17 protein-coding genes are annotated in these 24818 nt (G+C 73.6%); 7 read left to right on the top strand and 10 right to left on the bottom strand.

Annotated elements, in window-relative coordinates; translation table 11 throughout:
* The first annotated feature begins 304 nt into the window (after positions 1-304).
* Entirely contained in the window at positions 305-1378 is a 1074-nt protein-coding gene (locus tag ABZV06_RS17475; RefSeq protein WP_355240185.1) for a glycerophosphodiester phosphodiesterase family protein, read from the top strand.
* A gap of 282 nt (positions 1379-1660) precedes the next feature.
* Here ABZV06_RS17475 and ABZV06_RS17470 read toward each other — a convergent pair whose 3' ends face one another.
* Complete coding sequence (locus tag ABZV06_RS17470) at positions 1661-3970, bottom strand: BTAD domain-containing putative transcriptional regulator (protein WP_355622548.1); 2310 nt, start codon at positions 3968-3970, stop codon at positions 1661-1663.
* A 298-nt stretch (positions 3971-4268) separates the two neighbouring features.
* On the opposite strand from ABZV06_RS17470, the gene ABZV06_RS17465 reads away from it, so the two are divergent.
* The 6 genes from ABZV06_RS17465 to ABZV06_RS17440 all read left to right on the top strand — a co-directional run bounded on the left by ABZV06_RS17465 (position 4269) and on the right by ABZV06_RS17440 (position 15212).
* The gene (locus ABZV06_RS17465) at positions 4269-6761 is read left to right on the top strand and encodes an amino acid adenylation domain-containing protein (RefSeq protein ID WP_355622545.1); all 2493 of its coding nucleotides are present in this window, start codon (positions 4269-4271) and stop codon (positions 6759-6761) included.
* Complete coding sequence (locus ABZV06_RS17460) at positions 6758-10045, top strand: amino acid adenylation domain-containing protein (protein ID WP_355622542.1); 3288 nt, start codon at positions 6758-6760, stop codon at positions 10043-10045. Before ABZV06_RS17465 ends, ABZV06_RS17460 begins: the two co-directional genes overlap by 4 nt.
* Positions 10042-13116, top strand: coding sequence for a type I polyketide synthase (locus ABZV06_RS17455; protein ID WP_355622539.1), 3075 nt, complete (start codon positions 10042-10044; stop codon positions 13114-13116). The genes ABZV06_RS17460 and ABZV06_RS17455 overlap by 4 nt, the downstream gene beginning before the upstream one ends.
* Positions 13109-13300 (top strand): MbtH family NRPS accessory protein, encoded by a 192-nt coding sequence (locus ABZV06_RS17450; RefSeq protein ID WP_355622536.1) that lies wholly within the window; start codon positions 13109-13111, stop codon positions 13298-13300. Before ABZV06_RS17455 ends, ABZV06_RS17450 begins: the two co-directional genes overlap by 8 nt.
* A 130-nt stretch (positions 13301-13430) precedes the next feature.
* Positions 13431-13910 (top strand): hypothetical protein, encoded by a 480-nt coding sequence (locus ABZV06_RS17445; RefSeq protein ID WP_355622533.1) that lies wholly within the window; start codon positions 13431-13433, stop codon positions 13908-13910.
* A gap of 75 nt (positions 13911-13985) precedes the next feature.
* A complete protein-coding gene (locus tag ABZV06_RS17440; protein ID WP_355622530.1) occupies positions 13986-15212 on the top strand; it encodes an MFS transporter in 1227 nt (408 codons plus the stop codon).
* 20 nt (positions 15213-15232) lie between these two features.
* On the opposite strand, the gene ABZV06_RS17435 is transcribed toward ABZV06_RS17440, so the two are convergent.
* The 9 genes from ABZV06_RS17435 to ABZV06_RS17395 are packed head-to-tail and all read right to left on the bottom strand — an operon-like array spanning position 15233 to position 24816.
* Positions 15233-16438: a 2-oxo acid dehydrogenase subunit E2 gene (locus ABZV06_RS17435; RefSeq protein WP_355622527.1), complete on the bottom strand. Its 1206-nt coding sequence runs from the start codon at positions 16436-16438 to the stop codon at positions 15233-15235.
* On the bottom strand, positions 16428-17441 hold the full coding sequence (locus tag ABZV06_RS17430; RefSeq protein ID WP_355240159.1) for a transketolase C-terminal domain-containing protein: 1014 nt from the start codon (positions 17439-17441) through the stop codon (positions 16428-16430). Before ABZV06_RS17430 ends, ABZV06_RS17435 begins: the two co-directional genes overlap by 11 nt.
* Entirely contained in the window at positions 17434-18372 is a 939-nt protein-coding gene (locus ABZV06_RS17425) for a thiamine pyrophosphate-dependent dehydrogenase E1 component subunit alpha (RefSeq protein ID WP_355622524.1), read from the bottom strand. Before ABZV06_RS17425 ends, ABZV06_RS17430 begins: the two co-directional genes overlap by 8 nt.
* Entirely contained in the window at positions 18369-18617 is a 249-nt protein-coding gene (locus ABZV06_RS17420) for an acyl carrier protein (protein ID WP_355240153.1), read from the bottom strand. Before ABZV06_RS17420 ends, ABZV06_RS17425 begins: the two co-directional genes overlap by 4 nt.
* A complete protein-coding gene (locus tag ABZV06_RS17415; RefSeq protein ID WP_355622521.1) occupies positions 18610-20490 on the bottom strand; it encodes an HAD-IIIC family phosphatase in 1881 nt (626 codons plus the stop codon). Before ABZV06_RS17415 ends, ABZV06_RS17420 begins: the two co-directional genes overlap by 8 nt.
* A gap of 36 nt (positions 20491-20526) precedes the next feature.
* Positions 20527-21555 carry a 3-oxoacyl-[acyl-carrier-protein] synthase III C-terminal domain-containing protein gene (locus ABZV06_RS17410; protein WP_355622518.1) on the bottom strand — a complete coding sequence of 343 codons (1029 nt, stop codon included), beginning with the start codon at positions 21553-21555 and terminating at the stop codon, positions 20527-20529.
* Positions 21552-23204 carry a hypothetical protein gene (locus ABZV06_RS17405; RefSeq protein WP_355622515.1) on the bottom strand — a complete coding sequence of 551 codons (1653 nt, stop codon included), beginning with the start codon at positions 23202-23204 and terminating at the stop codon, positions 21552-21554. The genes ABZV06_RS17410 and ABZV06_RS17405 overlap by 4 nt, the downstream gene beginning before the upstream one ends.
* Positions 23201-23431, bottom strand: coding sequence for an acyl carrier protein (locus tag ABZV06_RS17400; protein ID WP_355622512.1), 231 nt, complete (start codon positions 23429-23431; stop codon positions 23201-23203). Before ABZV06_RS17400 ends, ABZV06_RS17405 begins: the two co-directional genes overlap by 4 nt.
* Entirely contained in the window at positions 23428-24816 is a 1389-nt protein-coding gene (locus ABZV06_RS17395) for an MFS transporter (RefSeq protein ID WP_355240139.1), read from the bottom strand. Before ABZV06_RS17395 ends, ABZV06_RS17400 begins: the two co-directional genes overlap by 4 nt.
* Between the last annotated feature and the right edge of the window lie 2 nt (positions 24817-24818).

Raw genomic sequence — 24818 nt, 5'->3', positions numbered from 1 at the left:
CTGCGCACTGTCGAGCCGTCGCCCGACGGCGGCCTGTGGCTCACGACCACGACCACCGGTGACAAGGACAGCATCCCGAACAACAGCAACGAAAAAATCCTGCACGTCACCCTCGGCGGTTAGCCAGGGCGTACGCCGACGGCCACCGCAGGACGCGGGGGCCGTCGGCGAACCCCGGCGGCCCCCGGCGCCTCTGAGGTTCGGCGAGCGTTCACGCTCCGCTCGTGGCGAGGTCATCGGGGTCGACCGTTCCCCACCTAGCCTCACCAGGGCATCTGCACCTGAAGAGCTGAGGTTTTGCACCATGTCCCTGCGTCACGTTCTGGCGGGCCTCGCCGTTCTGCCCGCGCTCGCCGCTCCGGTAGCCGCGCACGCGTCGACCGTCGACAGCGCCAGCGCGCTGCATCCCCAGAAGACCCACTTCGACCTCCAAGCGCACCGCGGTGGCATCGGCATGACCACCGAGGAGTCGCTGGAGGGCTTCGCCAAGGCCATGCGCCTCGGCGTCACCACGCTGGAGCTGGACACCCAGATCACCAAGGACCGGAAGGTCGTCGTCAACCACGACCGCCAGGTCAGCGCGCAGAAGTGCGCGGACACCGCGCCGGTCACCGTCGGCGACCCGATGTACCCGTACGTCGGCAAGTACCTCAAGGACCTCACCCTCGCCCAGGTCAAGACCATGGACTGCGGCTACCAGCAGCTCCCTGGCTTTCCCGAGCAGGAGCAGGTCAAGGGCTTCCGCATGGTCGAGTTGAAGGACGTCCTCGGCCTCGTCAAGAGCTACAAGGCCAAGCAGATCACCCTCAACATCGAGACGAAGGTCGAGGCGGGAGCGCCCGAGCAGACCGCGCCCCGGGAGCTGTTCGTACGGCGGGTCTTCGAGGAGATCCGCGCCTCCGGCATCGAGAAGCAGGTCAGCATCCAGTCCTTCGACTGGGGCGCGCTGAGCCAGATGCACCGGCTCGCGCCGACGTGGCCGCTGGTGGCGTTGACGAACTACGACTTCCTCCAGGTCGGCAAGCCCGGAGCATCTCCCTGGCTGGGTGGGATCGACGTCGACGACTACGACGGTGACTTCGTCAAGGCGGCCGCCGCCATCCCCGGCGTCACCGCCCTGTCGCCCAACTACGGGTTCCCGCAGAACGGGACCATCGGCGACCCGAACTTCCGCTTCTACCCCGACGCGACCATGATCTCCGAGGCGCACGCCCGGGGCCTGAAGGTCATCCCCTGGACCTGCGACGATCCGGCCACCGTGTCGGCGCTGATGGACATGGGTGTCGACGGGATCATCACCAACTACCCCAACCGGGTACGGGCGATCATGGCCGAGCGCGGCATGCGCCTGCCGAAGAGCTACCAGCCCCGCCACTGATCCGCACCCTCGACCGGGACCGACCCGGTGGGCTGCCCAGGCGCGCCCACCGGGATCGGGGCATCGGAGGCCACCGTCCGCCGCCTCGACAGGCAGAGCGAGACCCGGCGGTGGCGCAAGGCCGAAGGCTCCGGCAACGGGGAGAGGTACCAGGGGATAGAACGCCCGCGCTGGGGAGCTGGAGGCGCACCGGCCGGAGCTGGTGACGGCGCTCGTGCTCCACCACGCCCGCAGGCACGTACGGGAGTCGTTGGGGAGGGCATGAGCCCGGACCCAGACGGGTCAGGCCGGGTGCTCGATGAGCCTCCTCGGCGGCCGCTGCGCCGGCACACCCGTCGGACGGTGGGCCGAGTCCACCTCCGCCGTCCACGGGGGTTGGGGGGCCGGGGTTCTCCACCGGGTCACCCGCGTGCCCGGCCCGGCCGACGGGTCCGCGCCCTGGCCGGTGGAACCGGTGTCGACGCCGGTGCTCGGGCCGTCAGCCGGCGCGATGCCCAACTCCCGCATCCGCTCGACGTACGTGCGGTAGCGCCGCTGCGCCTCCCCGTGTCGCCCGGCGGTGCGCAGCACCTGCACCAACTCCAGGTGGGCGTCCTCGTCGTACGGGTCGCGGTGCACCAGGCGCATTAGGTAGACCAGCTTCTGGTCGGTGTCCGAGGTGTGCTGAGCCAGGGCCCGCAGCACGCTGGTGTGGGCGACCTGCGCCTCCTCCCGCAGTGGCTGGGCCCAGTCCTCGTACGGGTCGTCGGCGAGGAAGTCCCCGCCGTACAGCTCGTCGGCGCGGACCAGCGCGCGGGCCGTGTCGGGGTGCCCGGCCCGCAGGGTGGCCTGCGCCTCCTCGGCTGCGGTGAGGAACGTCTCGACGTCCACGTCGATCACGTCGAGGTCGATCGCCACCGAACCCCGGTCGGCCAGCACCGCCCCCCGGCCGCTGGTGCGGTGTCCGGAGCCGAGCACCCGGCGCAACGTGGACAGCAGCACCGACAGCCGGTTAGCGGTGCGCGTCGGCGACTCGTCCGGCCAGAGCAACTCCATCAGTCGGGCCCGGGGCACGGCGCGGCCCCGGTGCGCGACGAGGATCTTCAACAGGTCCCGGGCCTTCTTGGACTGCCACTCGCCGTACGGGACGACGGCGCCGGCCCGGAACACCCGGAAGTCGCCCAGGGTGTGGATGACCACCGCCGGTACGCGCAGTGTGATCGCGGTGAGCCCGTCGGCGACGCCCGGGTCGAGGCGTACACCGCACCTGCGCAGCTTCTGCTCGGCGCCCTCGGCGCCGCGACGGGCCTGGCGTCCCTGCAACCGGGCGGCGATCAGCCGGACGGTGGCCTGGTCGGCCGGGTCGCCCAATTCCCGGCAGAGCACGGCGGCGTCGTCGAGCAGCCCGGCGGACGCGCGCGGGTCGTCGGCGGCGAGCACGGTGAGCTGGAGCGCCTCGACGAGGGTGGCGCGTCGTCGCCCGACTGTCGCGCCGGTGCGGGCCTCGGCGGCGTCGAAGTGGGCGGCTGCGGTGTCACCGCGCAGCAGCGCCACCCAGCCGCGCGCCAGCAGCGCGTACGGCCGTTCGGACTCGCGCGCCGTGGTGACCGCCCGGTCCGCGAGATCCTGCGCGACGGCCAGGTCGTCGGCGGCTCGGATGCGCGCCAGTTCGGCGAGCACCCAGGCCGGTGAGGCGGGGCGCGACTGACCGTTGCCCAGTGCGGCCAGGGCACCCTCCAACGCCTGCCGGGCCTGGCGCGGCTCCCGCCGGCGGCGGTGCACCATTCCGAGGGCGGCCAGCGAGAACGCCTCGTCGGCGGCGATCCCCGCCAGCTCCCGCAGCCGTTGCCCGGCGGCACCGTCGGCCAACGCCTCCTCCAATCGGCCGAGCTGGCACTTCGCCACGGCGGCCACGGTCAGCGCGTACGGCTCGTAGCTGGTTTCGCCGGCCACCTCGGTCAGTCGTACGGCCGCCTCGGCGTGCCGCAACGCGTCGGCGGCGTCGCCTGCCCGCAGCAGGTGGCTGGCCAGATCGAGGTGGACCATCAGCCGGAACAGGTCCGCGTCGGCGCGGCGCAGCCCTTCGGTCGACTCCGCCCGTGCGAGGGTCGTCGCCGCGTCGCCGGTGGCGGCGGCGAGCAGGACGACCACCCGGGAGTACGCCTGGTGGGCCGTCGGGACGCCGCAGGCGTGAGCGGCACGCGCCGCCTCCTCGACGTCCGCGCTGGCCCGCTCGATGTCGTCGTCGAGCAGGTGGTGCACCGCCGCGTGGCAGTACGTCTGCACGGCGTGCGGCCCGGTCGCGCCGATGGGCGCGGTCGCCAGGAGGGCTGTCGCCAGGTGTGGTTCCCCGGCGAGGTGGTGCCGCAACGCCGCGCGCCAGATCTTGGCGATCGGGGCGTCGGCCTCGGCGGGTGTCGCGGCGAGCAGGTCGGGTTGGGTGGCGAGCCACAGGTGCGCCGCTGTGCGGTCACCGGCGGCGGCGAGGTGACGCAGCGCCCGTCCCGGATCACCGATCGTAGGTTGTCGCTCCGCTGTCGACGCGTCACCCCCGCCTTCTCCGCGAGCCGGCGTCGACGCGCGCCAGGCATGGTTGACAAGGTCTCCGGACATTCACCGCTCCTGTGTTCTCTCGTGGAGGCTCAGGCGAGCGAAGAGACAGCCGGGCCCTACGAGTCGTCGCCCGGCGTGGCTTCCCCCCGGCACGATCATTGCCTTCATCGAGCGGCATCGCCATAACCAAAAGAGTCGGTGTACTTACTGACTGCAATGCGCTATCGGCATAAAGCCGCGCTCAGGTTTCCCTCAGACCGCCGCAACGGCACCCGAACGGCCCGCACAAGCAACCAGCACGGATGGTGGCCAGACTTCCCGTCATTGCGTGTCACCCGCCGATCGGAGCTGAGATCCGATGACCGAACAGACAATTCTTCCTGCCCTTTCCACCTTCTGGGAACGGCAGCTCACCGCCCTCCCGGAGCCGCCGGACCTGCCCTTCACCCCGACGACCGACCCGGCCGCCCACGCCCACACCGACCTGGGTGACGACGTCGAGCCGCAGGTCAGCGCGTTGACGGGGCTGTTCGCGCTGCTGCGCCGCTGGACCGGCGGCCGGGATCTGCTCGCCGAGACGCCCGCCGCGCCCACCGGCACCGCGCGCTGGCTGCCGATCCGTGTCCGGTTGCCCGAGGATCCCACCTGGATCGAGCTGCGGGACCTGGTCCGAACGGCGCTGCGCGAGGCCCGCGAGCACGACGGGGAATTGCCCGAAACGGTTCCCGACTATCGGCCGGTGGTGTCGATTGGACCCGATCGGATGCCGTCCGGTAATCGGGGCGTCCTGCGGCTGCTGGTCGACCACAGCGGCGAACGGTCGACGGCAACGGTGGGTGCGCATCCGCACGCGCCGTCGGTCGCGGCGGCGCTCGCCGTCCTGCTCGACCGGGCGCGGGAACGACCCACGGCGCGCCTGTCCGACCTGCCGTTGCTCGACCCGGCCACCGAACGGCGGGTGGTGCGCGACTGGAACGCCACCGACACCCACTATCCACGCGACTCGTCGGTGACCGACCTGTTCGCCGAGTGGACCCGTCGCACCCCGGACGCGCCGGCGCTGCGCGACGGCGACCAGACGCTCGACTACGCCGAGGTGGACCGGCGCGCCAACCACCTCGCCGGGCGTCTGCTCCGGCTCGGGATCGGCGCGGAGACGCTCGTCGGGATCTGCCTCGCCGACACCACCGCCTGGGTGATCGCCGCCCTGGCGACGCTCAAGGTCGGGGCCGCCTACCTGCCGCTGGACCCCGGTTACCCGCCCGAGCGGCTGGCGCTCATGTGCCAGGACGCCGAGCCCGGCGTCGTCCTGCACGCCGCCGCGCTGGCCGATCGGCTGCCGGACGACGGCACGCCCCGCATCGCCGTGGACCGGCTGCCCGTCGAGGACGGCCCGGCGGCGCCTCCGGCGGTGCCGGTCCACCCCGACCAGCTCGCGTACGTCATGTACACGTCGGGCTCCACCGGCCGTCCCAAGGGCACCGGCGTCAGCCATCGCAACATCGTCCGGCTGGTCCGCGACACCAGTTTCATCGACGTACGCCCCGACGACGTGATGGGGCAGGCCGCGACGATGTCGTTCGACGCGGCCACCCTGGAGGTGTGGGGCGCGCTGCTCAACGGCGCCTGCCTCGTGGACCTGGACATCAACGACGTGATCGTGCCGGACCGGCTCCGCGCCCGGCTGCGCGACACCGGCGTCACCATGATGTTCCTCGCCACCTCCGTCGCGCGGCAGGTGGCGACCGAGGCGCCGGACGCCCTGGCCGCGCTGCGCTACCTGACCTTCGGCGGCGAACAGGCCGACCGGGTCGCCGTGGACCGGCTCCGCGCGGCCTGCCCGGACACGACGCTCGTCAACGGGTACGGCCCGACCGAGGCCACCACCTACAGCACGACGTACGACTGCGCCCGACTCACCGCCGCGGACCCGATCGTGCCGATCGGCGGCCCGGTCGCCAACACCCGGGTGTACGTGCTGGACACACTCCTGCAACCGGTGCCACCCGGCGTGCTCGGTGAGCTGTTCGTCGGCGGGGACGGGGTGGCCCGCGGCTACCTCGGCCGCCCCGACGCGACAGCCGAGACGTTCGTGCCCGACCCGTTCGGACCCCGCACCGGGGGCCGGCTCTACCGCACCGGAGACGTGGTCCGGCAGCGCCCCGACGGGTTGGTCGAGTTCGTCGGCCGATCCGACCACCAGGTCAAGATCCGTGGCTACCGCGTCGAGCCGGGCGAGGTGACCGAGGCGCTGCGCGGTGGCGGGCTGCTGCGCGACGCGATCGTGCGCGCCGACCGCGACGCCGCCGGGGACGCCCGACTCGTCGCGTACGTCGTGCCCGACGAGGGCGTACGCGTCGAGGAGGTCCGGGAACGGGCCCGCGAGCAGCTACCCGACCATCTCGTGCCGGCCGTGTTCGTGGTGCTGCCCCGGCTGCCGCTCAATCGCAACGGCAAGGTGGACGTGGCGGCCCTGCCGGCCCCCGAAGCCGCCGAGACGGGCGACGACGACGGCCCGCGTACGGCCACCGAACGGGTGGTGGCCGAGATCTGGCAGGACGTCCTCGGTGTACCGGTGCGTCGCCGCGCCGACGACTTCTTCGACCTCGGTGGGCGGTCCCTCAAGGCGACCCGGGTCCGCTCCCGGCTCACCGCCGCGCTCGGCGCGGAGGTGCCCTTGCGACTGATCTTCGACCACCCGAGCGTGGCCGGGCTGGCCGCCGCGCTGGACGAGATCGGTGGCGCGCCGGTCGAGCCCGTGGAGCCGGCCGAACCGGTCGTGCTGGACGGGCCACCCGCAGCCGACCTCGCGGGCCTGCTCGACCAGCTCGAACAGGGCATCGCCCGATGAGCGGCGTCCGCATCCCCGAGCAGGTGCGCCAGCGCGTGGACGCCCTGCCACCCGAGCGGAGGCGGGCGTTCCTCGCCGCGATCCGCGCCGACGGCGACCGGTACGGCATCCACCCCCTCACCGCCGCCCAGGAGTGGATGCTGCTGCTGGCCCAGCTCCGCCCGGACAGCCCCGCCTACCACGTGCCGTACCGGGTGGACCTGCGCGGCGAGCTGGACGTGGCCGCGTTGCGTGGCGCGCTCGACGAGATCGTGGCGCGGCACGAGGCGCTGCGAACGGTGTTCGTGCCGCTGGACGGTCAGTCGTACCAGATGGTCCTGCCGCCGACCGGCCTGCCGCTGACCGTCGAGGACGTCGCGCGGGACCGGATCGACGAGTACGCCGCCGCCGAGGCGGTACGCCCGTTCGATCTCGCCCGGGGGCCACTGGTGCGGGCCACCCTGTGCCGCACCGGCCCGACCGACTTCTCGCTGCTGCTCAGCCTGCACCACGTCGTCTGCGACGGCTGGAGCATGGGCCTGCTCTTCGAGGAGCTGTCGACGGCGTACGCGGCCCTGCACGAGGGACGTCCGGTGGCGTTGCCGGCGGTGCCCCGGGACGTGCCGGCCGCGCTGGCCCAGGACCGGCTGCTCGGCCCGGCCGAGCTGGCCCGGCGACTGGACTGGTGGCGCGACGCGCTGACCGGCGCGCCGCCCGGCCTCGACCTGCCCACCGACCGGCCCCGCCCGGCGGAGCTGGAGGACGCCGGACACGAGATCGAGTTCTCCTGGCCGCCGGAGCTGGCCGAGCGGGTCGCCGAGGCGCAACGGCGTACCGGCGCCACCCCGTACATGATCTTCGCGGCGGCCTGGGCGGCGTTGCTGCACCGTCGCAGCCAACAGCCGGACCTGCTCATCGCCACCCCGGTGGCGAACCGGCAGACCCTCGACAGCGAGACCGCCGTCGGCTTCTTCGTCAACACGCTGGTGCTGCGCAGTCGGGTCGACGGCGGACTGACCTTCGCCGCCCTGCTGGACCGGCTGCGGGACTCGGCGCTGACCGCGCTGACCGACCCGGTGCCGTTCGACGCCCTCGTGCAGGATCTGCGCCCGGTCCGCGACCCCGGACGGCACCCCCTCGCCCAGGTCATGTTCGCCGTCGAGGACGGCTGGGAACAGCGGCTGACGCTGCCCGGAGTGACCGTGCTGACCAGCGGCGAGACGCACACCGGCACGTCCATGTTCGACCTCACGCTGACAGTCATCGCCCACGAGGGACGCATCGACGGGCGGATCGAGTACCGGATGAGGCTCTTCGACGAGTCCACCGCCCGCGCGCTCGCCGACCAGCTCGACACCCTGCTCATGGCCGCGCTCGCCAACCCGGACACCCCGGTGGACCGACTGCCGCTGCTGGACCGGGACGCGGGCCGGGACCTGGTGGACCGCTGGGCCGCCACCGCGTCCGCGCCACCCGACCAGCCGACCCTGGATGAGTTGGTCGCCCGCCAGGCCGCGGTGGCCCCGGACGCCGTCGCCCTGGCGTACCGCGATCAGGCCGTGACCTACCGGGACCTGGACGCGCGGGCCGACGCACTGGCCCGAGTCCTGGCCGCCCGGGGCGTGCGGGCCGAGACGACAGTCGGCGTCTGCCTGCCGGCCGGCCCGGACTGGGTGATCACCTTCCTCGCCGTACTCCGGGCGGGTGGGGTCTATCTGCCCCTGGACCCGCAGCTACCGGCGGCCCGGTTGGCGCACCTGCTCGCGGACTCCGCCGCCGCGCTGGTGGTCACCACGGCCGACGCGCAGCTCGCGCTCCCCGCCACCGCCGTGCCGCTGCTGCACCTCGACGACGCCGCGCCGCACGACGAGGCCCCGCCCTCGGTGCCCGTTCATCCGGACTCCGCCGCCTACCTGATCTACACGTCCGGTTCGACCGGGCTGCCCAAGGGCGTCGTCGGCACCCACCGCGGGCTGGCCAACCTCGCCGAGGCGCAGGCCCGGCTGGTCGGCGTCCAGGCCGGCGACCGGGTCCTGCAGTTCCACTCGATCAGCTTCGACGTGGCGCTGTCCGATGTGGTCACCGCGCTCACCGCGGGGGCCACCCTGCGCCTGCTCGGCCCGGACGAGCGCACGCCCGGCCCCGACCTGGCCACCGCGCTCACCCGGCACCGCGTCACGGTCGCCGACCTGCCGCCGGTGGTCCTCGACGCGCTGGACCCCACGGCCGTGCCCGACCTGCGGATCCTCACCGTCGGTGGGGAACCGTGCGCGCCGGACGTCGCCGCCGCCTGGTCGCGCGGCCGGCTCCTGATCAACGGGTACGGCCCGACCGAGGCCACCGTCACCGCCACCGCCGCCCACTGCGCACCCGTGGAGAGCGAGTTGCCGATCGGCCGGCCGCTGACCGGGGTACGCGCCTACGTCCTCGACACCGAGTTGCGGCCGGTGCCCCCCGGGGTCCCCGGCGAGCTGCACCTCGGCGGCGTCGGAGTGGCCCGCGGCTACCACGGGGACCCGGCGCTCACCGCCGGGCGCTTCGTCCCGGACCCGTACGCGCCGACGCCGGGAGCGCGGATGTACGCCACGGGTGACCTGGTCCGCTGGCGTGCCGACGGGCAACTGGTCTTCCTCGGCCGGGCGGACAACCAGGTCAAGATCAACGGTTACCGGATCGAGCTGGGCGAGGTGGAGGCCCACCTGCGGCAGTGCCCGGGTGTGCGCCGGGCCGCCGCCGTGGTGCGAACCGACTCGCCCGGCGGTCGGCGGCTGGTCGGCTACCTCGTCGGCGACAGCTTGGCGGTGGACGAGCTGCGCCAGAGCCTGCTGCGGCGTCTGCCCCGCTATCTCGTGCCGAGCGCCTTCGTGGTGGTGCCCGACCTGCCGGTCACGTCCAGCGGCAAACTCGACCCGTCCCGCCTGCCCGCCCCCACCGTGGCCCGCGCCGACCTCGGCGCCGCGTACGTGGCACCCGACGGTGCCACCGAACGGGCCATCGCCGACACCTGGCGACAGGTTCTCGGGCTCGACGACATTGGGGCGGACGACAACTTCTTCGACCTCGGCGGCACGTCACTGCTGCTGGCGAGGGTGCAGACCCGACTCGCCGACCGACTGGGTCGACCGGTGCCAGCGGTGGAGCTGTTCCGCTACCCGACCGTCGCGCTGCTGGCCCGCTTTCTCGACGGCGCGGCCGCGCCGACGGCGGCGACGGGTGGCGGTCGCCGACGAGACGAACGCAAGCAGGCACTTGCCGACCGGGCCCGCCGGGCCCGCCCGGTGCCGGCGGGGGAGGGACGAGCGTGACCGACCAGGAGACCGGACTCGAGATCGCCATCGTCGGGATGGCCGGTCGCTTTCCCGGCGCGGCCGACGTCGACGAACTGTGGCGGCGGGTCCTCGCCGGACAGGAGACCATCACCCGGTTCACCGACGCCGAACTGGCCGCCGCCGGGCTGAGCGTGCAGGAGCGGAGGCACCCCGACCACGTGCCGGCGCACGGGGCGCTACCGGAGGTCGACCGCTTCGACGCCGGCTTCTTCGGCTACTCGCCCCGCGACGCGCGGCTGCTCGACCCGCAGCAGCGGCTCTTCCTCCACATGGCGTGGACCGCCCTGGAACGCGCCGGTCACCTCGCCGGGGACCCCGGCCGACTGGTCGGCGTGTACGCCGCCGCGGCGGCCAGCGGCTACCTGCTGCACCACCTGTTCCGCAACCCGCGACTCGACTCGGTCTCCGAATACGAGCTGCTGCTCGCCAACGACAAGGACTCGCTACCCACCCGGGTCGCGTACCACCTGGACCTGCGTGGGCCCGCCGTCGCGGTGCAGACGGCGTGCTCGTCGTCGCTGGTCGCCGTACACCTCGCCGCACAGGCGTTGCTCTCCCGCGAGTGTGACGTCGCGCTCGCCGGCGCGGCGCACGTCCTGTTGCCCGCCGGTACCGGCTACCGCCACGAGGCCGGCGGCATCATGTCCCGCGACGGGCACTGCCGGCCGTTCGACGTCCGCGCCACCGGCACCGTGGGAGGCGACGGCGCCGCCGCGGTCGTCCTGCGCCGGCTGGCGGACGCCCGCGACGACGGAGACACGGTGTACGCGGTCATCCGCGGTTCCGCCATCAACAACGACGGCCGGGTGAAGGTCGGCTTCACCGCGCCCGGCGTGGACGGTCAGGTGGCCGCGATCCGCGCCGCCCAGGAGGTGGCCGAGGTCGACCCCACCACCATCGGGTACGTCGAGGCGCACGGCACCGGCACCGAGCTGGGCGACCAGATCGAGCTGCGCGCCCTGACCGAGGCGTTCCACAGCGCCGACGGGGGCCGGGGCGCCGACGGGGGCCGGTGTGCGCTCGGCTCGGTCAAGTCGATAGTCGGTCACCTCGACGTCGCCGCCGGCGTGACCGGGCTGATCAAGGCCACGCTGGCGCTGCACCACCGGATGGTGCCACCCAGCCCGTACTGCACCGAGCCGCACCCCGAGCTGGCCGGCGGACCGTTCCGGGTACCCACCACGCCGCAGCCCTGGCCGGATCTGGGCGCGCCGCCGCGCGCGGCGGTCAGCTCCTTCGGCATCGGGGGCACCAACGCCCACGTCGTGCTCCAGGCGGTCGAACCGGAGGATCGTGCCCCGGACGACGAGCGGTCCGCGCACGTGCTGGTGCTCTCCGCCCGCGACGCCGACGCGCTCGACCGCGCCCGCGCCCAGCTCGCCACCCACCTGGACGCGAACCCGGACGTGCCGCTGGCCGACGTCGCGTACACCCTGGCCCGCACGCGACGGGCGTTCGGCCACCGCCTGGTCGCCGTCGCACCCGACGCCCGCACCGCCGCCGCCCGGCTCGCCGACCGCGACTCGTCGCTGGTCCGCACGGGCGTCGCCACCGGTACGCCGGCCGGGGTGGCGCTGCTCTTCCCCGGCCAGGGCGCACAGTACGCGGGGATGGGTCGCACCTTGTACCGCACCGAACCGGTCTACCGGGCTGCCTTCGACAGGTGCGCCGACCTGCTGCGCCCCCACCTCGACGTGGACCTGCGGACGCTGCTCTGCCCGCCCGGCGAGGCGGTCCCCGCCGCACCCGAGCTGGACGAGACCCGGCTCACCCAGCCGGCCCTGTTCGCCGTCGAGTACGCCCTGGCCGAGCTGCTGCGCCACCGTGGCGTACGTCCGGCCGCGCTGGCGGGGCACAGCCTCGGCGAGTACGTCGCCGCCTGCCTGGCCGGCGTCCTCACGCTGCCGGACGCGCTCGCCACCGTGGCCGTACGCGGCCGGCTCATGCAAACGCAGGCCCCCGGCTCGATGCTCTCGGTGGCCCTCGGCGTCGACGAGGTTACGGCGCTGCTGCCCGACGGCGTGGAGGTGGCCGCACTCAACGCGCCGCGCCTCACCACTGTCTCCGGGGCGACGGCCGCCGTCGTCGCGTTCGCCGCCGACCTGCGCGGGCGCGGGGTGGCCTGTCGGGAGGTCCGCACCTCGCACGCGTTCCACTCGGCCATGATGGAGCCCGCCCTGGCCGGCTTCGCCGCGCACCTGCGTGAGATCCCACTGCGCCCGCCCAGCATCCCGGTCGTGTCCAATGTGACCGGACGCTGGCTGACCGACGACGAGGCCACCGATCCCGACTACTGGGTGCGGCAGCTCCGTCGCCCGGTGAACTTCACCGCGGCCGCCGACCTGCTGCTCGGCGAGCGGTACGCGCTGCTGGAGGCCGGTCCGGGACGCACCCTGGCCACCCTCGTCCGCCAGCACGAGGCGGCCCGTAAGGCGCCCGTGGTGACCAGCCTGCCCGTCGACCGCACCCCGTCGGGAGAGGACGACGCGGTCGCGCTGGCCGTCGGCCGGCTCTGGCTCGCCGGGGCGCCCGTCGACTGGCCCGCCGGGCGACGGCGGGTGCCCCTGCCCACGTACCCGTTCGCCGGCGAGCGGCACTGGGTCGACGCGTACCGGCCGGATCGGGTCGTCGTGGACGCGACCGCGCCGGACACCGCCGCGCCGCCACCCACCGCACCGGACGTCGTCACCGCGCCGACCGACGAGCCGTACGAGGTGGTGCGGCGGATCTGGGTGGACCTGCTCGGGGTGGACGAGATCGGCCCCGACGACGACTTCTTCGAGCTGGGCGGCCACTCGCTGCTCGGCACCCGGGTGGTGGCGCGACTGCGCGACACGTTCGGCGTCGACCTGCCACCCGGCGCGATCTTCGAGTCACCCACCCCCGCCGCCCTGGCGCGGACCGTCGCGGCGCTGGTCCGACCCGCCGCGCCCGCACCGGACGACGACCTCACCGACCTGCTCGCGGAGATCCGGGCGATGTCCCCGGAGAGTCTCGCCCGCGAGCTGCACCTGGCCCGACACGAGGAAGGACAGACAGATGGCTGACGAGCACCGCGTGGTGGTCAACGACGAGGAGCAGTACGCCCTGTGGCCCCGGCACAAGGAGGTGCCGGACGGCTGGCGGGACGCCGGCTGCGCCGGCAGCCGCGAGGAGTGCCTGGACTTCGTGACGCGCACCTGGACCGACATGCGCCCCCGCAGCGTCCGCGACCACCTCGCGGCCGGCTGAACGGCCGGTCACCGTCCTGCCGGGAGAGGTCGGTGGTCCGGCAGGACGGTGTGGCCCACCGCACCCTCCCGCGACCTCGGGAAGCCGGTCGACGCGCGTAGCGGCTAGCTGTCAATGTAATGTTGACACGATGACGACGCCGTTGGTCGGCTTGGCCGAGGTGCGTGCCGCTCGCCAGCACCTGGACGAGCGGGAGGCCGAGCTGATCGACCGGGCGCGCCACGACGGGGCGACCTGGGCGCAGATCGCGACGGCGCTCGGCCTCGGCACCCGGCAGGCCGCCGAGCAGCGCCGGCAACGCCTGGCCGTGGCGCGACGTGCACGGCGGCAGGACCTGGACCGGGGTTACGACCCGCAGATCGCGGCGCTACGAGCCGCGGTGGTTGAGTTGGGGCGTTGGATCGCGACGGACCGGCGGTGGGACTCCCGATTCCGTCGGGCGACACTCGTGCGGAGCACTGTCGACGCGGCTCTGGACGCCGACCCGGGTTCGCTCTACGCGCTGGCCCTGCACCTGCGTACCGACCTCGACGATGCGGGCGACCGGCTGCCGCCGCCGGTGCGGGCGGTGGCGGCGACGATGGAGACCGCGTTGTCAACGCAGCATTGACATCCGCTGACGGCATTGCCTGACTGCGGCTAAACCAACAGGATGTGAGTCGACTCGGCTCAACCTGGAGGGTCCATGCGGCGCAACGCCTGTCTGTTCGTGGCGATCTCGCTGCTGTCCGGTTTCGGGAGCGGCACCATGGCGTTGGTCGCCGGCCTCTGGGTCCTCGACCTCACCGGCTCGACCGGCGTCGCGGCGCTCACCGGGCTCTGCGTGTACGCCCCGGTGCTGGCGGGCCCGTGGCTCGGCGCCCTACTCGACCGGGCGCCTCGGCGGCCACTGGTGCTCGCCGTCAACCTCGCCCTGGCCGCCGCGCTGCTGACACTTTTCGCCGTCCGTGGGCCGGGGCAGACCTGGCTCGTCTTCGCCGTCTCGTGCGCCTACGGTGTCAGCTACGTGCTCATCGACGCGGGGGAGACCGCGCTGCTGCCGTCGGCGCTGTCGGCGGCGGAACTCGGCACCGTCAACGGGTGGCGTTCCAGCGCCCAGGAGGGCATGAAACTCGTCGCGCCGCTGGCCGGCGCGGGCCTCTACGCCTGGCACGGCGGCCACGCGGTCGCCGTGCTGAGCGCGGCGATGCCGATTCTCGTCGCCGTCCTCTACCTGGCGGTCCGCCTGAACAGGACGCCAACCGAGCGCCCGGCGAGGCCGGACCACGGGCTCCGTACCGGAGTGGCGGTCCTGGCCGGACAGCGGACCATCCGCGTGCCGGTCCTGCTGGCCGGAGTGTCGATCGCCATGTCCGGGTTCGTGACCGCCGCCGTCTACGCGATCGTGGTCACGGACCTGCGCCTGCCGACGACCTTCCTGGGAGTGCTGGCCAGCGCCCAGGGTGCCGGCTCCATCCTGGGTGGACTCGTCGTCGGCCGGCTGCTCACCCGACGGGGGCCCGTCGCCGTGGGCGTCGCCGGAACGCTGCTGTTCGCCGCGGGTTGCCTCGCACGGTGTCTGCCCTGGTGGCAGGGCACGATTGCGGGTGCGGTCGTCGCCGGCGTCGGGCTGCCGTGGACCCTGGTCGCGGCGGTCACCGCCGTGCAGACACACACCCCGGCGGCGCTGCTCGGCCGGGTCGCCGCGACGGCCAACACCGCCATGTTCGGCCCGCTCGTCGTGGCGATCCCTCTCGGCTCCGCCGCCGTGCGCCTGGGCGGTCGCCCACCCCTGCTCGCCGCCGCCGCCCTCTGCGCGATCGCCGCGACCGCCTTCGCTCGTGATCCTTGGCGGCTCAGCAACACGACACACCGGCCACACCGCTGCTCAGCCGCCAACGATCACAGCAGACAGCGGTCCGTGAGCGGTTGAGGCTCGGTCCGACCGATGCGTCACTCCTCGGCGAGGTGGTCGGGGGACTCCAGCGCGGCCTTCACGGCCTGTAGGAAGGCGACCGCCTCCCGCCCGTTGACGATCCGGTGGTCGTAGACGGCGCTGAGGTTGACGAACCGCCGGCTCACCACCTGACCGTCCGCGTCCAGCGCCAGCTCGTCCTGGGTGCCGCCGATCGCCACCACGCAGGTCTGCCCGGGAAAGACGATCGGCCCGGCGAGCACCACGTCGGGGTCGGTGTGCAGGGACACGACGATGGTCCCGCCGGCCAGCTCGGCGGCCCGGAAGCCCTCGCCGCCGGCCCGGGTGCGGAAATCCATCAGCGTCTCGGCGATCTCCGCGCAGGTCAGCTCCTCCACGTCGCGGACCACCGGGATGAACAGGCCCGTGCCGACGTCGATGGTGACGCCGACGTGCGCCGCCTCGGCCAGACGTACGCTGCTGCCGTCGCCGGGTGCGGCGAAGAGCAACGGGTGGGCCTCGCGCGACCCGCCGATGACCTTGACCAGCAGCTCCGGCAGACCGACAAGGGTGCGGGTGGCGCGGGTGAGCTGCCGGGCCACCGCGAGGGCGGCGTCGGCCCGGACCTTGACGACGGCGAGCGCCGCCGGCACCTCCCGGTGCGACTCGGTGACCACGGCGGCCACCGCGCGCTGGGCGCGGGAGAGCGCGTGCACCGGGCGCGGGTCGTCGGGCTCCGGGCCGTCGCCGGCGGCCAGCGCGGCGGCCGCGGCCACCACCACCGGCTCGGTCGCGGCCGTGGGCGCCGCCGACCGGTCGGCCAGCAGGCGTTCCACATCGGTACGTCGCACGACCGACTTGCCGAGCCCCCGCAACTCGTCGTCGCCGAGGCCGTGCGCCGCCGCCAGTTCCCGGGCCGAGTCGGTGAGGACAGGCCCCCCGGGCCGCACGTCGGGCGTCGAGGCGGCCAGCGTGACCGCCTCGGCGAGGAACCGCTGCCGGGCCTGCTCGTTCTCGAAGACGCGACCGATGACGTCACCGGGAGCGCACTCCTGGTTGACCTCGACGAGCCGGTGCAGCACGCCGTCGCCGTCGCTGAGCAGTTCCTCGGCCGCCTTGGAGGTCTCCACCTCGGCGATCGGTTCCCCGGCGCGTACCTGCTCGCCGTCCTCGGCCAGCCAGTCGAGCAGGACGTACGTCGTGTCGTTGTTGTTGAGCTTGGGGACGACCAGGTCAGTCACCACGGACGACCTCCTTCACGGCCTGGTGGATGTCGGTGTCCTGCACCAGCACGGTGCGTTCGAGATGCGCGGCGGTCGGGATGACGCTGTCCGCGGAGTGCACGAGGCGTACGGGCGCGCGCAGCGATCCCCAGAGCCGCCGGTGCACGGCCTGCGCCAGCTCCGCGCCCCAGGTGCCACCGGCGGTGCTCTCCTCGGCCACCACCACCCGTCCGGCCCGCGCGATCGGCGGCAGCAGGGTGTCCACGTCCAGCGGCCAGAGCCGCGACGGCACCAGCACCTGGCAGACGATGTCGTCGCGCAGCAGCAGCTCCCGGGCCACCGACACGGCCCGGGCGGCCAGCCCACCGGGTACGACGAGCACGCAGTCGGCCTGTTCCTCCTCGTCCACCCGGACCCGGGCGACGTCGGCGTCGGGGCCGATCAGGTCGTAGCGGAACAGTTCGTCCACCACACCGTCGGCGTACATCCGGGTGGTGTAGAGGACCTTGTCCTCGAAGAGCAGTCCCGGTCGGCCGGTGGCGAGCATGCCGGCGAGGACCGTCCGGTTGTCGTGGAACGGCGACACCTCGTGCACGCTCAGGCCGGGGATGCCGATGAAGTGCTTCAGCGGGCTCTGGCTGTGCGTCGGGCCGTACCCCCGGTTGCCGCCGCTGGGGCAGCGCACCACGAGCCGCATCGGCACCCGGCGGCCGTACATGGCGGTGGACTTGCTGGCGAAGTTGAGGATCTGGTCGAACGCCAGCGCCACGAAGTCACTGAACATGATCTCGACGATCGCGCTCTGCCCGGCCAACGCCAGCCCGCCGGCCACGCCGACGATCCCGCCCTCGCTCAGCGGGGTGGACAGCACCCGCTCGGGCCAGCGCTCGGACAGCCCCCGGGTCACCTTGAACGCCCCGCCGTACGGGTCGACGAGGTCCTCCCCGAGCACGGTCAGCGCGGGATCGTCGGTCAGCAGCGCGTGCAGCGCCTGGTTGAGGTTCTCCACCACCCGCTCAGCCACGGTTCTCCTCCGTCCAACGGCTCGCCGGTCGGCCGGCGACGTCGGCGACCACCTGCGCCACGTACGCCCGTTGCCGCTCGTCGTGCGCCTCGAACTGCTCCGGGTACGCCTGCGCGTAGCGGGCGTACCAGTCGTGCGCCCGCGCGTGCGCGATCTCCTCGGGGCGGCGACTGTCGTCGCCCTTGCTGTGCGGCCCGACCCGGTGGGTGAGCAGTTCCACCACGTGGGGCGTGGACCGCTCGCGGACCCGGCCCAGCGCCGGCGTCAGCGCGGCCCGGACGACCTCGGTGTCGGTGGAGGTGATCCGCAGGTGGTCCACCCCGAAGGCGCGGGCCCGGCCGCCGATGCTGCCGGCGAGCTGCGCGGTGGTCGGCGTGGACTGGGCGATGCCGTTGTTCTCCACCACCAGCACCAGCGGCAGACCCCACAGCGCGGCCATGTTCAGCGCCTCGTAGACGGCGCCCTCGCCCCACGTGCCGTCGCCCAGGTAGACCAGCGCCAACCGGCCCGGCTCGGTGCGTTTGAGGTGCAGCGCCACCCCGGCGGCCACCGGCACGCTCTCGCCCTGCACCCCGGTCGACAGGTAGCGGTCCCGCAGGATGTGCTGGCTGCCGCCGACGCCGTGGCACACCGCGCCCTCGCGGCCCATCACCTCGGCGAGCAGGCCGTGCGGGTCGTCGAACCGGGCCAGGTAGTGGCCGTGACCCCGGTGGTTACTGAACACGAAGTCGCCGTCGTCGAGCAGCGGGCGCAAGGCCACCGGCACGTACTCCTGCCCCAGGCAGGTGTGCGTGGTGCCGTGCAGTTCGCCCCGACCGAACATGTCCAGCAACGCCAGCTCGAAGTGCCGGATCAGCAGCAGCAGGTCCAGGTCGGCGTCGGTGAGCCGGGTCGGCGCGATCGGTGCCGCCTCGGTGCGGGTGGCGGTCACCGTGTCGCCCCGTCCCGTTCGGCGGCGACCAGGTCGACCAGCTCGCCGACGGCGGTCACCGCCAGGTACGCCCGCAGGTCCAGCCGTACGCCGAGGTCGTCCTCCAGCGCGGAGAGCAGGCGCAGCGCCTCCAGGCTGGTCCAGTTGGACAGCGACGCGAACCGGACGTCGGGCGCGATCTCCTCGGCCGGTACGTCCGCGACCTGCTCGATGAGGCCCGCGACGGTGGTGAACAGGTCAGGCACGGATGTCTCCCTCCAGGGCGATCCACGCCGGCAGGAGCCGGGGCGGGGGATGCAGCGGCAGCACGTGCCGGGTGGTGCCGTCCTCGACGGACGCCACGGTGAAACCGGCGGACGGCCACACGGCGCCGCCGGGCTTGTTGCGGGCGGTGGGCCGGAACAGCGCCTCCAGGCGGGACGCTCCGGCGGAGTGGGCCAGCTCGGCCACCCGGTGCAGCGCGGCCTGCTCGACGCCCCGGGAGAAGACCCGGCAGCTCAGCACGAAGTTCTCGATCACCCAGGCGTCCGGGTCGGTCCGGTCCAGCCACAGGCCGCCCACCAGCCCTTCGGCGCCGAACCGGTCGGCCACCTCGACGGTGAGCACCAGGTGGTCGGGGGAGTCCGCGCGCGCTCGCGTCTGCGCCTCGGTGTGCGCCCGTTCGGCCATCGTGAACTGGTTGGTCCGCAGCCCGAGCTGCGCGACCCGGGGCAGGCTGTGCGCGTCGACGTCCCGGACGCTGACGCGCAACTTCAGCTCGTGCAGGTAGTCGGCAGCGGTGTCGAACGTGGCGGCGAAGCGTTCCCGCCCGGCGCGGGCCCGGTACAGCTCGGTGCGTTCCCGGTCGGTGACGCCGGTGGCCAGCACGGTGAAGTGCCCCTCGGTGAGCAGCCTGGTGGAGAAGCCCGCCGGGTCGCCGGCCAGCTCCACCACCCGTACGCTCGGCAGCTCGCGGCGTACCAGCTCGCACTCGAACGGGCTGTCGTCGGCGAACACGACGGCGTCCAGACCCAGGTTGAGGCCGGTGGAGAGCTGGCGCAGGTTCTCGTCCTTGCGTCCCCAGTTCACCGCCTGCGCGACGAAGTCGTCGGCGCGTAGCAGCAGGTCCGGGTGCTGCGCGAACGCCTCGCTCACCAGGTCGGGGTCGTTCTTGCTGCACACCGCGAGCAGGACGCCCTGCCGGCGCAGCGCCAGGGCGCGACGTTGCACGTCCCGGTGGCAGTTGCCCGGGTAGTCGGTGCCGAGCCGGATGCCGGTGAGCCCGTCGTCGCCGAGCACGCCCGCCCAGAGGGTGTTGTCCAGGTCCAGCGCGAGCACCTTCGCCGTCCGGCCGAGGACCGCGCGGCAGAACGAGGCCGCCTCGTGGGCGTACCGGCGCTCCACCGACGGCGTCCACGCCATGCTGGCGAACCGGTACAGGCGCTCGTCGCGCACCGGGCCGTCGTGGTCGACCAGCAGCGTCTCCAGGTCCAGGGTGTACGTCGTGTCCCGCTCGCCCAGCTCCAGGAGCTGGGCGTTCAGCTCCCGCCAGACGCGGCCCAGCTCGGCCCGACCCCGGAAGCTGACCAGGCCGCGGTGCTCCAGCGGGGACAGCGGCACGGTGTGCAGCAGCACCGCGCCGTCGCCGCGCGCGGCGTATCCGCGTAGCGCGGCGGTGAGCACGCCGGTCCGCTCGCGCAGAACGTCGGCGAGGCCGGCGAGGTCGCCGGGGTCCCACTCGGCGGGCAGGAACCAGCCGTCGTGCAGCAGGCACAGCGTGACGTCCGGCCGGAACTCGGCCACCGTCGAGGCCGGGTCGCTGAGGTCGAGCACGAGCTGGTCGAAGCCGGAGACGTGGATCTCGGCGGCGATGCCGATCCGCAGGAGCGCCACCCGCAGCAGCGGTTCCAGCGTGCCCGGCGTGAACGTGCCGGTGACCGCGACCCGCAGCGGACGGAGTGGGAAGTCGGGGCTGGCCAGCTTGTCGACGGGTACGTCGGCGAGCAGTCGGCCGGCGGACGCGACGGTGGTGACCGCCGCGTCGTCCAGGTGGACCAGGCCGGGCGCCAGCTCCGGGTCGGCGGCCGCGTCTCCTCGGCGCAGCCGGCGAATCCGGAGCAGGACCTCCTCGACTCTCATGGTCGGTGTTCCTTCCCGTGGTTGGGGTGCGGTCGGTCAGACCCGCAGCAGGGTGCAGACCCAGTGCATGCCGCTGCCGGTGCTGGTCAGGGCGACCAGGTCCCCGGCGGTCAGCTCGCCGGTGTCGAGGTGGTGCTCCAGAGCGATGAGCTGGTCCGCGCAACCGACGTGGCCGTGTGCGAGGGCCAGCTCGACGTTCGTCCGTTCCAGCTCCACGCCGAGGTCCTTGGCCAGCTCGGCGAACTGTCGGGCGTTGTCGTGGAAGTGCACGAACCGGCGGACGTCGGCCAGCGTGACGCCGGCCCGCCCGCAGGCCGTCTCCACCACCTGCCGGTTGCGCTCCCGGATGGTCGCGACGAACCGGAACATCCGCCGGACGTCCCCGGCGAAGAACTCGTTGAGCCGGTCCGCCGGGTCACCGACGCGGGGTGTGCCGCTGTCCGGCGTGAACGGCTGGGCCGCGCCACCGGCGGGCATCCGCATGAAGCCCGCGTACCGGCCGTCGGTGATCGTCTCGGTGGTCAGCCAGCGGCACCGGTCGTGGTCGCGTACCAGCACCGCCGCCGCAGCGCCGTCGGAGAAGACGCTGGTGTTGACCTCCATGCGGTTCCAGTACGGCTCGCACACCCGGTTCGCGCCGATCACCAGCGCGGTCCGGTACCCGGGGTGCGTGGCGAACCGCCCGGCCACCGTGTCGAAGGCGGCGACCCCGCCGCCGCACGCCTGGTTGAGGAGCACCGCCTCGGCCCGATGGGCACCGAGGCGGGCCTGGGTGTGTGCGGCCGGGTCCCAGTAGAGGTATTCGGCCACATCGGGGATGGCCAGCACCACGAGGTCCACGTCGGCGGCGCTCAACCCGGCCCGGTCCAGCGCCGTGCCGCCGGCCACCACCGCCAGGTCGGTCACCCCGACGCCGGGGCCGGCCCGGTGGAACGTCCGGTACTCCCAGGACCGCAGACGGTCCAGATCCTTCGTGTACGCGGCCGCGGCCGCCGCCACGTCGACGGGCTCGCCGAGGACGTGGGCCAGGGCGGCCACCCCGACGTCGACCGGCGGCGCGCTCACCGCCGTACCCCCGCCGTGTGCTCCGCCGGCGCGGCGGCGGTGCGCGGCGGCTCGTCGCCCGCGTCGGTGCGGGTGGCATGCAACCGGACCCGGACATCAGCGGGCAGGACACCGTCCACCTCGGACAGGAACCGCCGGGCCGTGCCGTTGCGGCCCGTGTCGGTCCAGGCGACGACCACCTCACCCGCGCCAGCCTCCCCGGCCCGCCGGGTCACCTCCCGCAGTACGGCCGCCTCGACGCCCTTGCCCAGCACGGGGCACGAGAGCGAGAAGACGTCGACGGTCCAGCGGTCGGCGGTACGGTCCAGCGCCACGAGACCCGACGTGCCGTAGTCGCCCAGCCGGTCGCGGACCCGGATCGCCAGCAGGTCGGCGGCCCGCTCGGCCAACGCGGCGGCCGGTGGGGCCGACGTCAGCGCGAAGTCGTGCGCCCGGGCGACCACTTCGGCGACCTCGGCGACGTCGTCCGCGACCACCGGGAGGTAGTCGACCTGGACGTCCAGGCCGGCCACGAAATCGTCCAGGGACAGTTCGGCATGCGGAGCGTCGGCCGACCGGGCCGGGCCGCCGCTCCACCGCTGCTCCGGCAGCCGGTCGGTCAGCCCGGCCGCCCGCAGCTCGTCCGACCAGGCCCCCGGGTCGGCCCCGAGCGGTACGCGTCGCGCCGGCCCCCCGAAGGCGGGCCCCTCGGCCGCCGGCCCGTCGCCGGCCGGGCCGAGCTGGGCCGCGCCGACGCCGGCCAGGACGACCTGGGCCGGGACGACGCCCAGTTCGGCGGCGATCTCCGCGAGCTGCTCGTCGATCGGGCGCGCGTCGGTGACCCAGCCGTCCAGCACGCTCAACAGGTCGACGGCGTCGCCGTCCGACCAGCACCCGTCGCCGGTGGCGCGCAGCGCCACGCGTACACCGGCGGCGCGCAGCTCGCGCAGCGCCGGCAGCAGGTGCGCCGCGCCGGTCAACCCGTCACCGTCGACGACAAGCGCCCGGCAGGCCGCGCCGAACCAGAGGGCCACCAGCGTGGCGGCGGTCGCGCCGAGCCGCGCGAAGACCTCCTCGGTGTACGGCACCTTCGCGAGGCGGAACAGCACCGGGTGGTACGCCCGCTCGTCGCCGACGGCGCGTACCGCCTCGTCGGCGTCGACGAGCAGCACCCACGGGTCGCCGGCCAACCGGTCGCGCAGGCGTTGCCGTACGACGGTGGCGCTGGCGGCCACCCCGTCGGCCCGCATGGCGTCGGCCGGCCCGCTCGGGCGGGCGGCGGGAACGGCCGGCAGGACGTAGACCAGCAGGGCGCCGTGCCGCCGCGCGGCGGTGACGGCCGCCTCGGCCCCGGCCAGCAGCTCCGCCGCCCACGCGTCGCCGGCCGCGCCGGGGTCGCCGGCCTCCTCCAGGCGCTGCGCCACGACCAGCACGTCCGGTCGGACGTCGGCGAGGAACCCGTCGGTTGCCAGGCACTGCTGCACCACCTGCTGGAACGGGCCGACGGTGAGCGTGGCGGGCAGACCGCGCTCGTGCAGGTCCAGACCCAGGTACGGCACCAGCGGGTCCACCGTGTAGCTGGCCAGCAGCGCGACGCGCAGCGCCGGGGCCGGCCGCTGGCGGGTGAGCGCCTGCCAGCGGGTGCGTCGGCTGAACAGGACGGCGCTCATCGGGTCTCCGTGCCCTTGGCCCGCAGCACGGTCCGCAGCTCGCCGACGCTGCGCACGTCGCGGATCTCGTCGAAGGCGAAGGAGAGCCCGTAGACCTCCTCCAGGGTCACCACCAGTTGCAGGTGACGCAGGCTGGTCCAGGTGCCGATGGTCTCCGGTCCGGACTCGTCGGTGACCTCGGCCGGGTCGACGTCCAGCACCCCGGCCACCACCTCGGTGAGCGTCACTTCGCCACCACCGCGCGGTCGTCGGTCAGCTCCTCGGTGCCCGAGGGCGACGGCAGCGGGGCCGGCGGGTCGGTCGGCTCGTCGTAGTCGGGAAGGTCGACCTCCATCCGGCGGATGCTCGGCGAGGCGAATCCGGCGGCCGCCACGCCGATGCCGAACAGGCCGACGATCACGAAGATGAGGCCCATCCCGGCGCCCGGTCCACTGCCGACCAGCCACCCGAAGTACGGCACGCCCGGGCCGCCCTCGCGCATCATCGGCTCGAACCAGCGGTCCGCGGCGATGCCGGCCAGGGCGGTGCCGCCCGGGTACGCCAGGTCCTCGATGAACTGGCGGGCGGCGAAGACCCGGCCCTGGTGTGACGGCTCGACCTTCTCCTGCCACACCGACTGGGCGTACCCGTCGATGAAGGGGATGGACAGGTGCAGGAAGAGCAGGGCGACCGACCAGACGATGATGCTGTCCCCGACGCCGTAGATGATCCGGCCGAGGACGCTGAAGACCAGGATGGCGATGAGCATCCGGCGGATCTTGTGGCGGGTGTTGGGCAGCAGTCCGAGCAGGAGCGCGCCGGCCACACCGCCCACCGCGCCGATGGTCTGCACCAGGCCGACCGCGTTGGTGCTGCTGTCGGTGCGGGCCAGGATCTGCGGCACCAGCAGGGCGAAGCCGACCGCGGCGAGCACGTTGATGGCGAACATGATCGCTTCCAGCCCGGTGAACGCCCGGCTGGCCAGGATGTAGCGGAAGCCGTAGAACGTGTCGTACCAGAAGCCACCCTCGTCCGGCTGGGTCGAGCGGGGCCTGGGTGGGAGCTGCACCAGCAGCACCGCCCCGATCGCCACCACGTACGACAGCGCGTCGACGAACAGGATGACCTTGATGTCCATGAAGCCCAGCAGGGCGGCGGCGAAGCCGGGGGCGAAGATCACCGGGATGGTCCGGACCGCGAACATCATCGCGTTGGCCCTCGGGTACTGGCCCTTCTCCATCATCACGGTGATGGTCGCCTGGTACGCCGGGAGCTGGAACGCGAGGAACGCACCGGTGACCAGGTTGACCAGGTATAAGTGCCAGACCTCGACCGAGCCGCTGAGGAACAGCAGCAGCACGACGGCGGTGGTGAGGGCCGAACCGACGTCGCTGAGCACGATCGTCAGTCGCCGTCCCCACCTGTCGACGAGCGCGCCGGCGATCGGGCTGAAGATCACTGTCGCGCCGAAGGCGAACGCCATCAGCATGGTCAGGTCGAAGGCCCGGCCGGTGGCGTCCCACACCCAGATGCTCAGGGCGAAGTTCGTCATCCGGGTGCCGAGCGCCGACAGCAGCTGGCCGAACCAGATCGTGGTGAACCCGGCGAACCGGGACGGGCGTCGGAACGCCATGG

This window comes from Micromonospora sp. NPDC005172 (genome assembly GCF_040608555.1).
Taxonomy (GTDB): Bacteria; Actinomycetota; Actinomycetes; order Mycobacteriales; family Micromonosporaceae; genus Micromonospora.
Note: the sequence above shows the minus strand (reverse complement) of the source record. Positions and strands in the feature narration are given on the sequence as shown.

Excerpts from the sequence above, each read along its gene's own strand:
- ABZV06_RS17445 (WP_355622533.1), top strand. The coding sequence starts at position 13,431 with ATGACGACGCCGTTGGTCGGCTTGGCCGAGGTGCGTGCCGCTCGCCAG.
- ABZV06_RS17395 (WP_355240139.1), bottom strand. The coding sequence starts at position 24,816 with ATGGCGTTCCGACGCCCGTCCCGGTTCGCCGGGTTCACCACGATCTGG.
- ABZV06_RS17465 (WP_355622545.1), top strand. The coding sequence starts at position 4,269 with ATGACCGAACAGACAATTCTTCCTGCCCTTTCCACCTTCTGGGAACGG.
- ABZV06_RS17440 (WP_355622530.1), top strand. The coding sequence starts at position 13,986 with ATGCGGCGCAACGCCTGTCTGTTCGTGGCGATCTCGCTGCTGTCCGGT.
- ABZV06_RS17405 (WP_355622515.1), bottom strand. The coding sequence starts at position 23,204 with ATGAGCGCCGTCCTGTTCAGCCGACGCACCCGCTGGCAGGCGCTCACC.
- ABZV06_RS17415 (WP_355622521.1), bottom strand. The coding sequence starts at position 20,490 with ATGAGAGTCGAGGAGGTCCTGCTCCGGATTCGCCGGCTGCGCCGAGGA.
- ABZV06_RS17450 (WP_355622536.1), top strand. The coding sequence starts at position 13,109 with ATGGCTGACGAGCACCGCGTGGTGGTCAACGACGAGGAGCAGTACGCC.
- ABZV06_RS17460 (WP_355622542.1), top strand. The coding sequence starts at position 6,758 with ATGAGCGGCGTCCGCATCCCCGAGCAGGTGCGCCAGCGCGTGGACGCC.
- ABZV06_RS17470 (WP_355622548.1), bottom strand. The coding sequence starts at position 3,970 with ATGTCCGGAGACCTTGTCAACCATGCCTGGCGCGCGTCGACGCCGGCT.
- ABZV06_RS17475 (WP_355240185.1), top strand. The coding sequence starts at position 305 with ATGTCCCTGCGTCACGTTCTGGCGGGCCTCGCCGTTCTGCCCGCGCTC.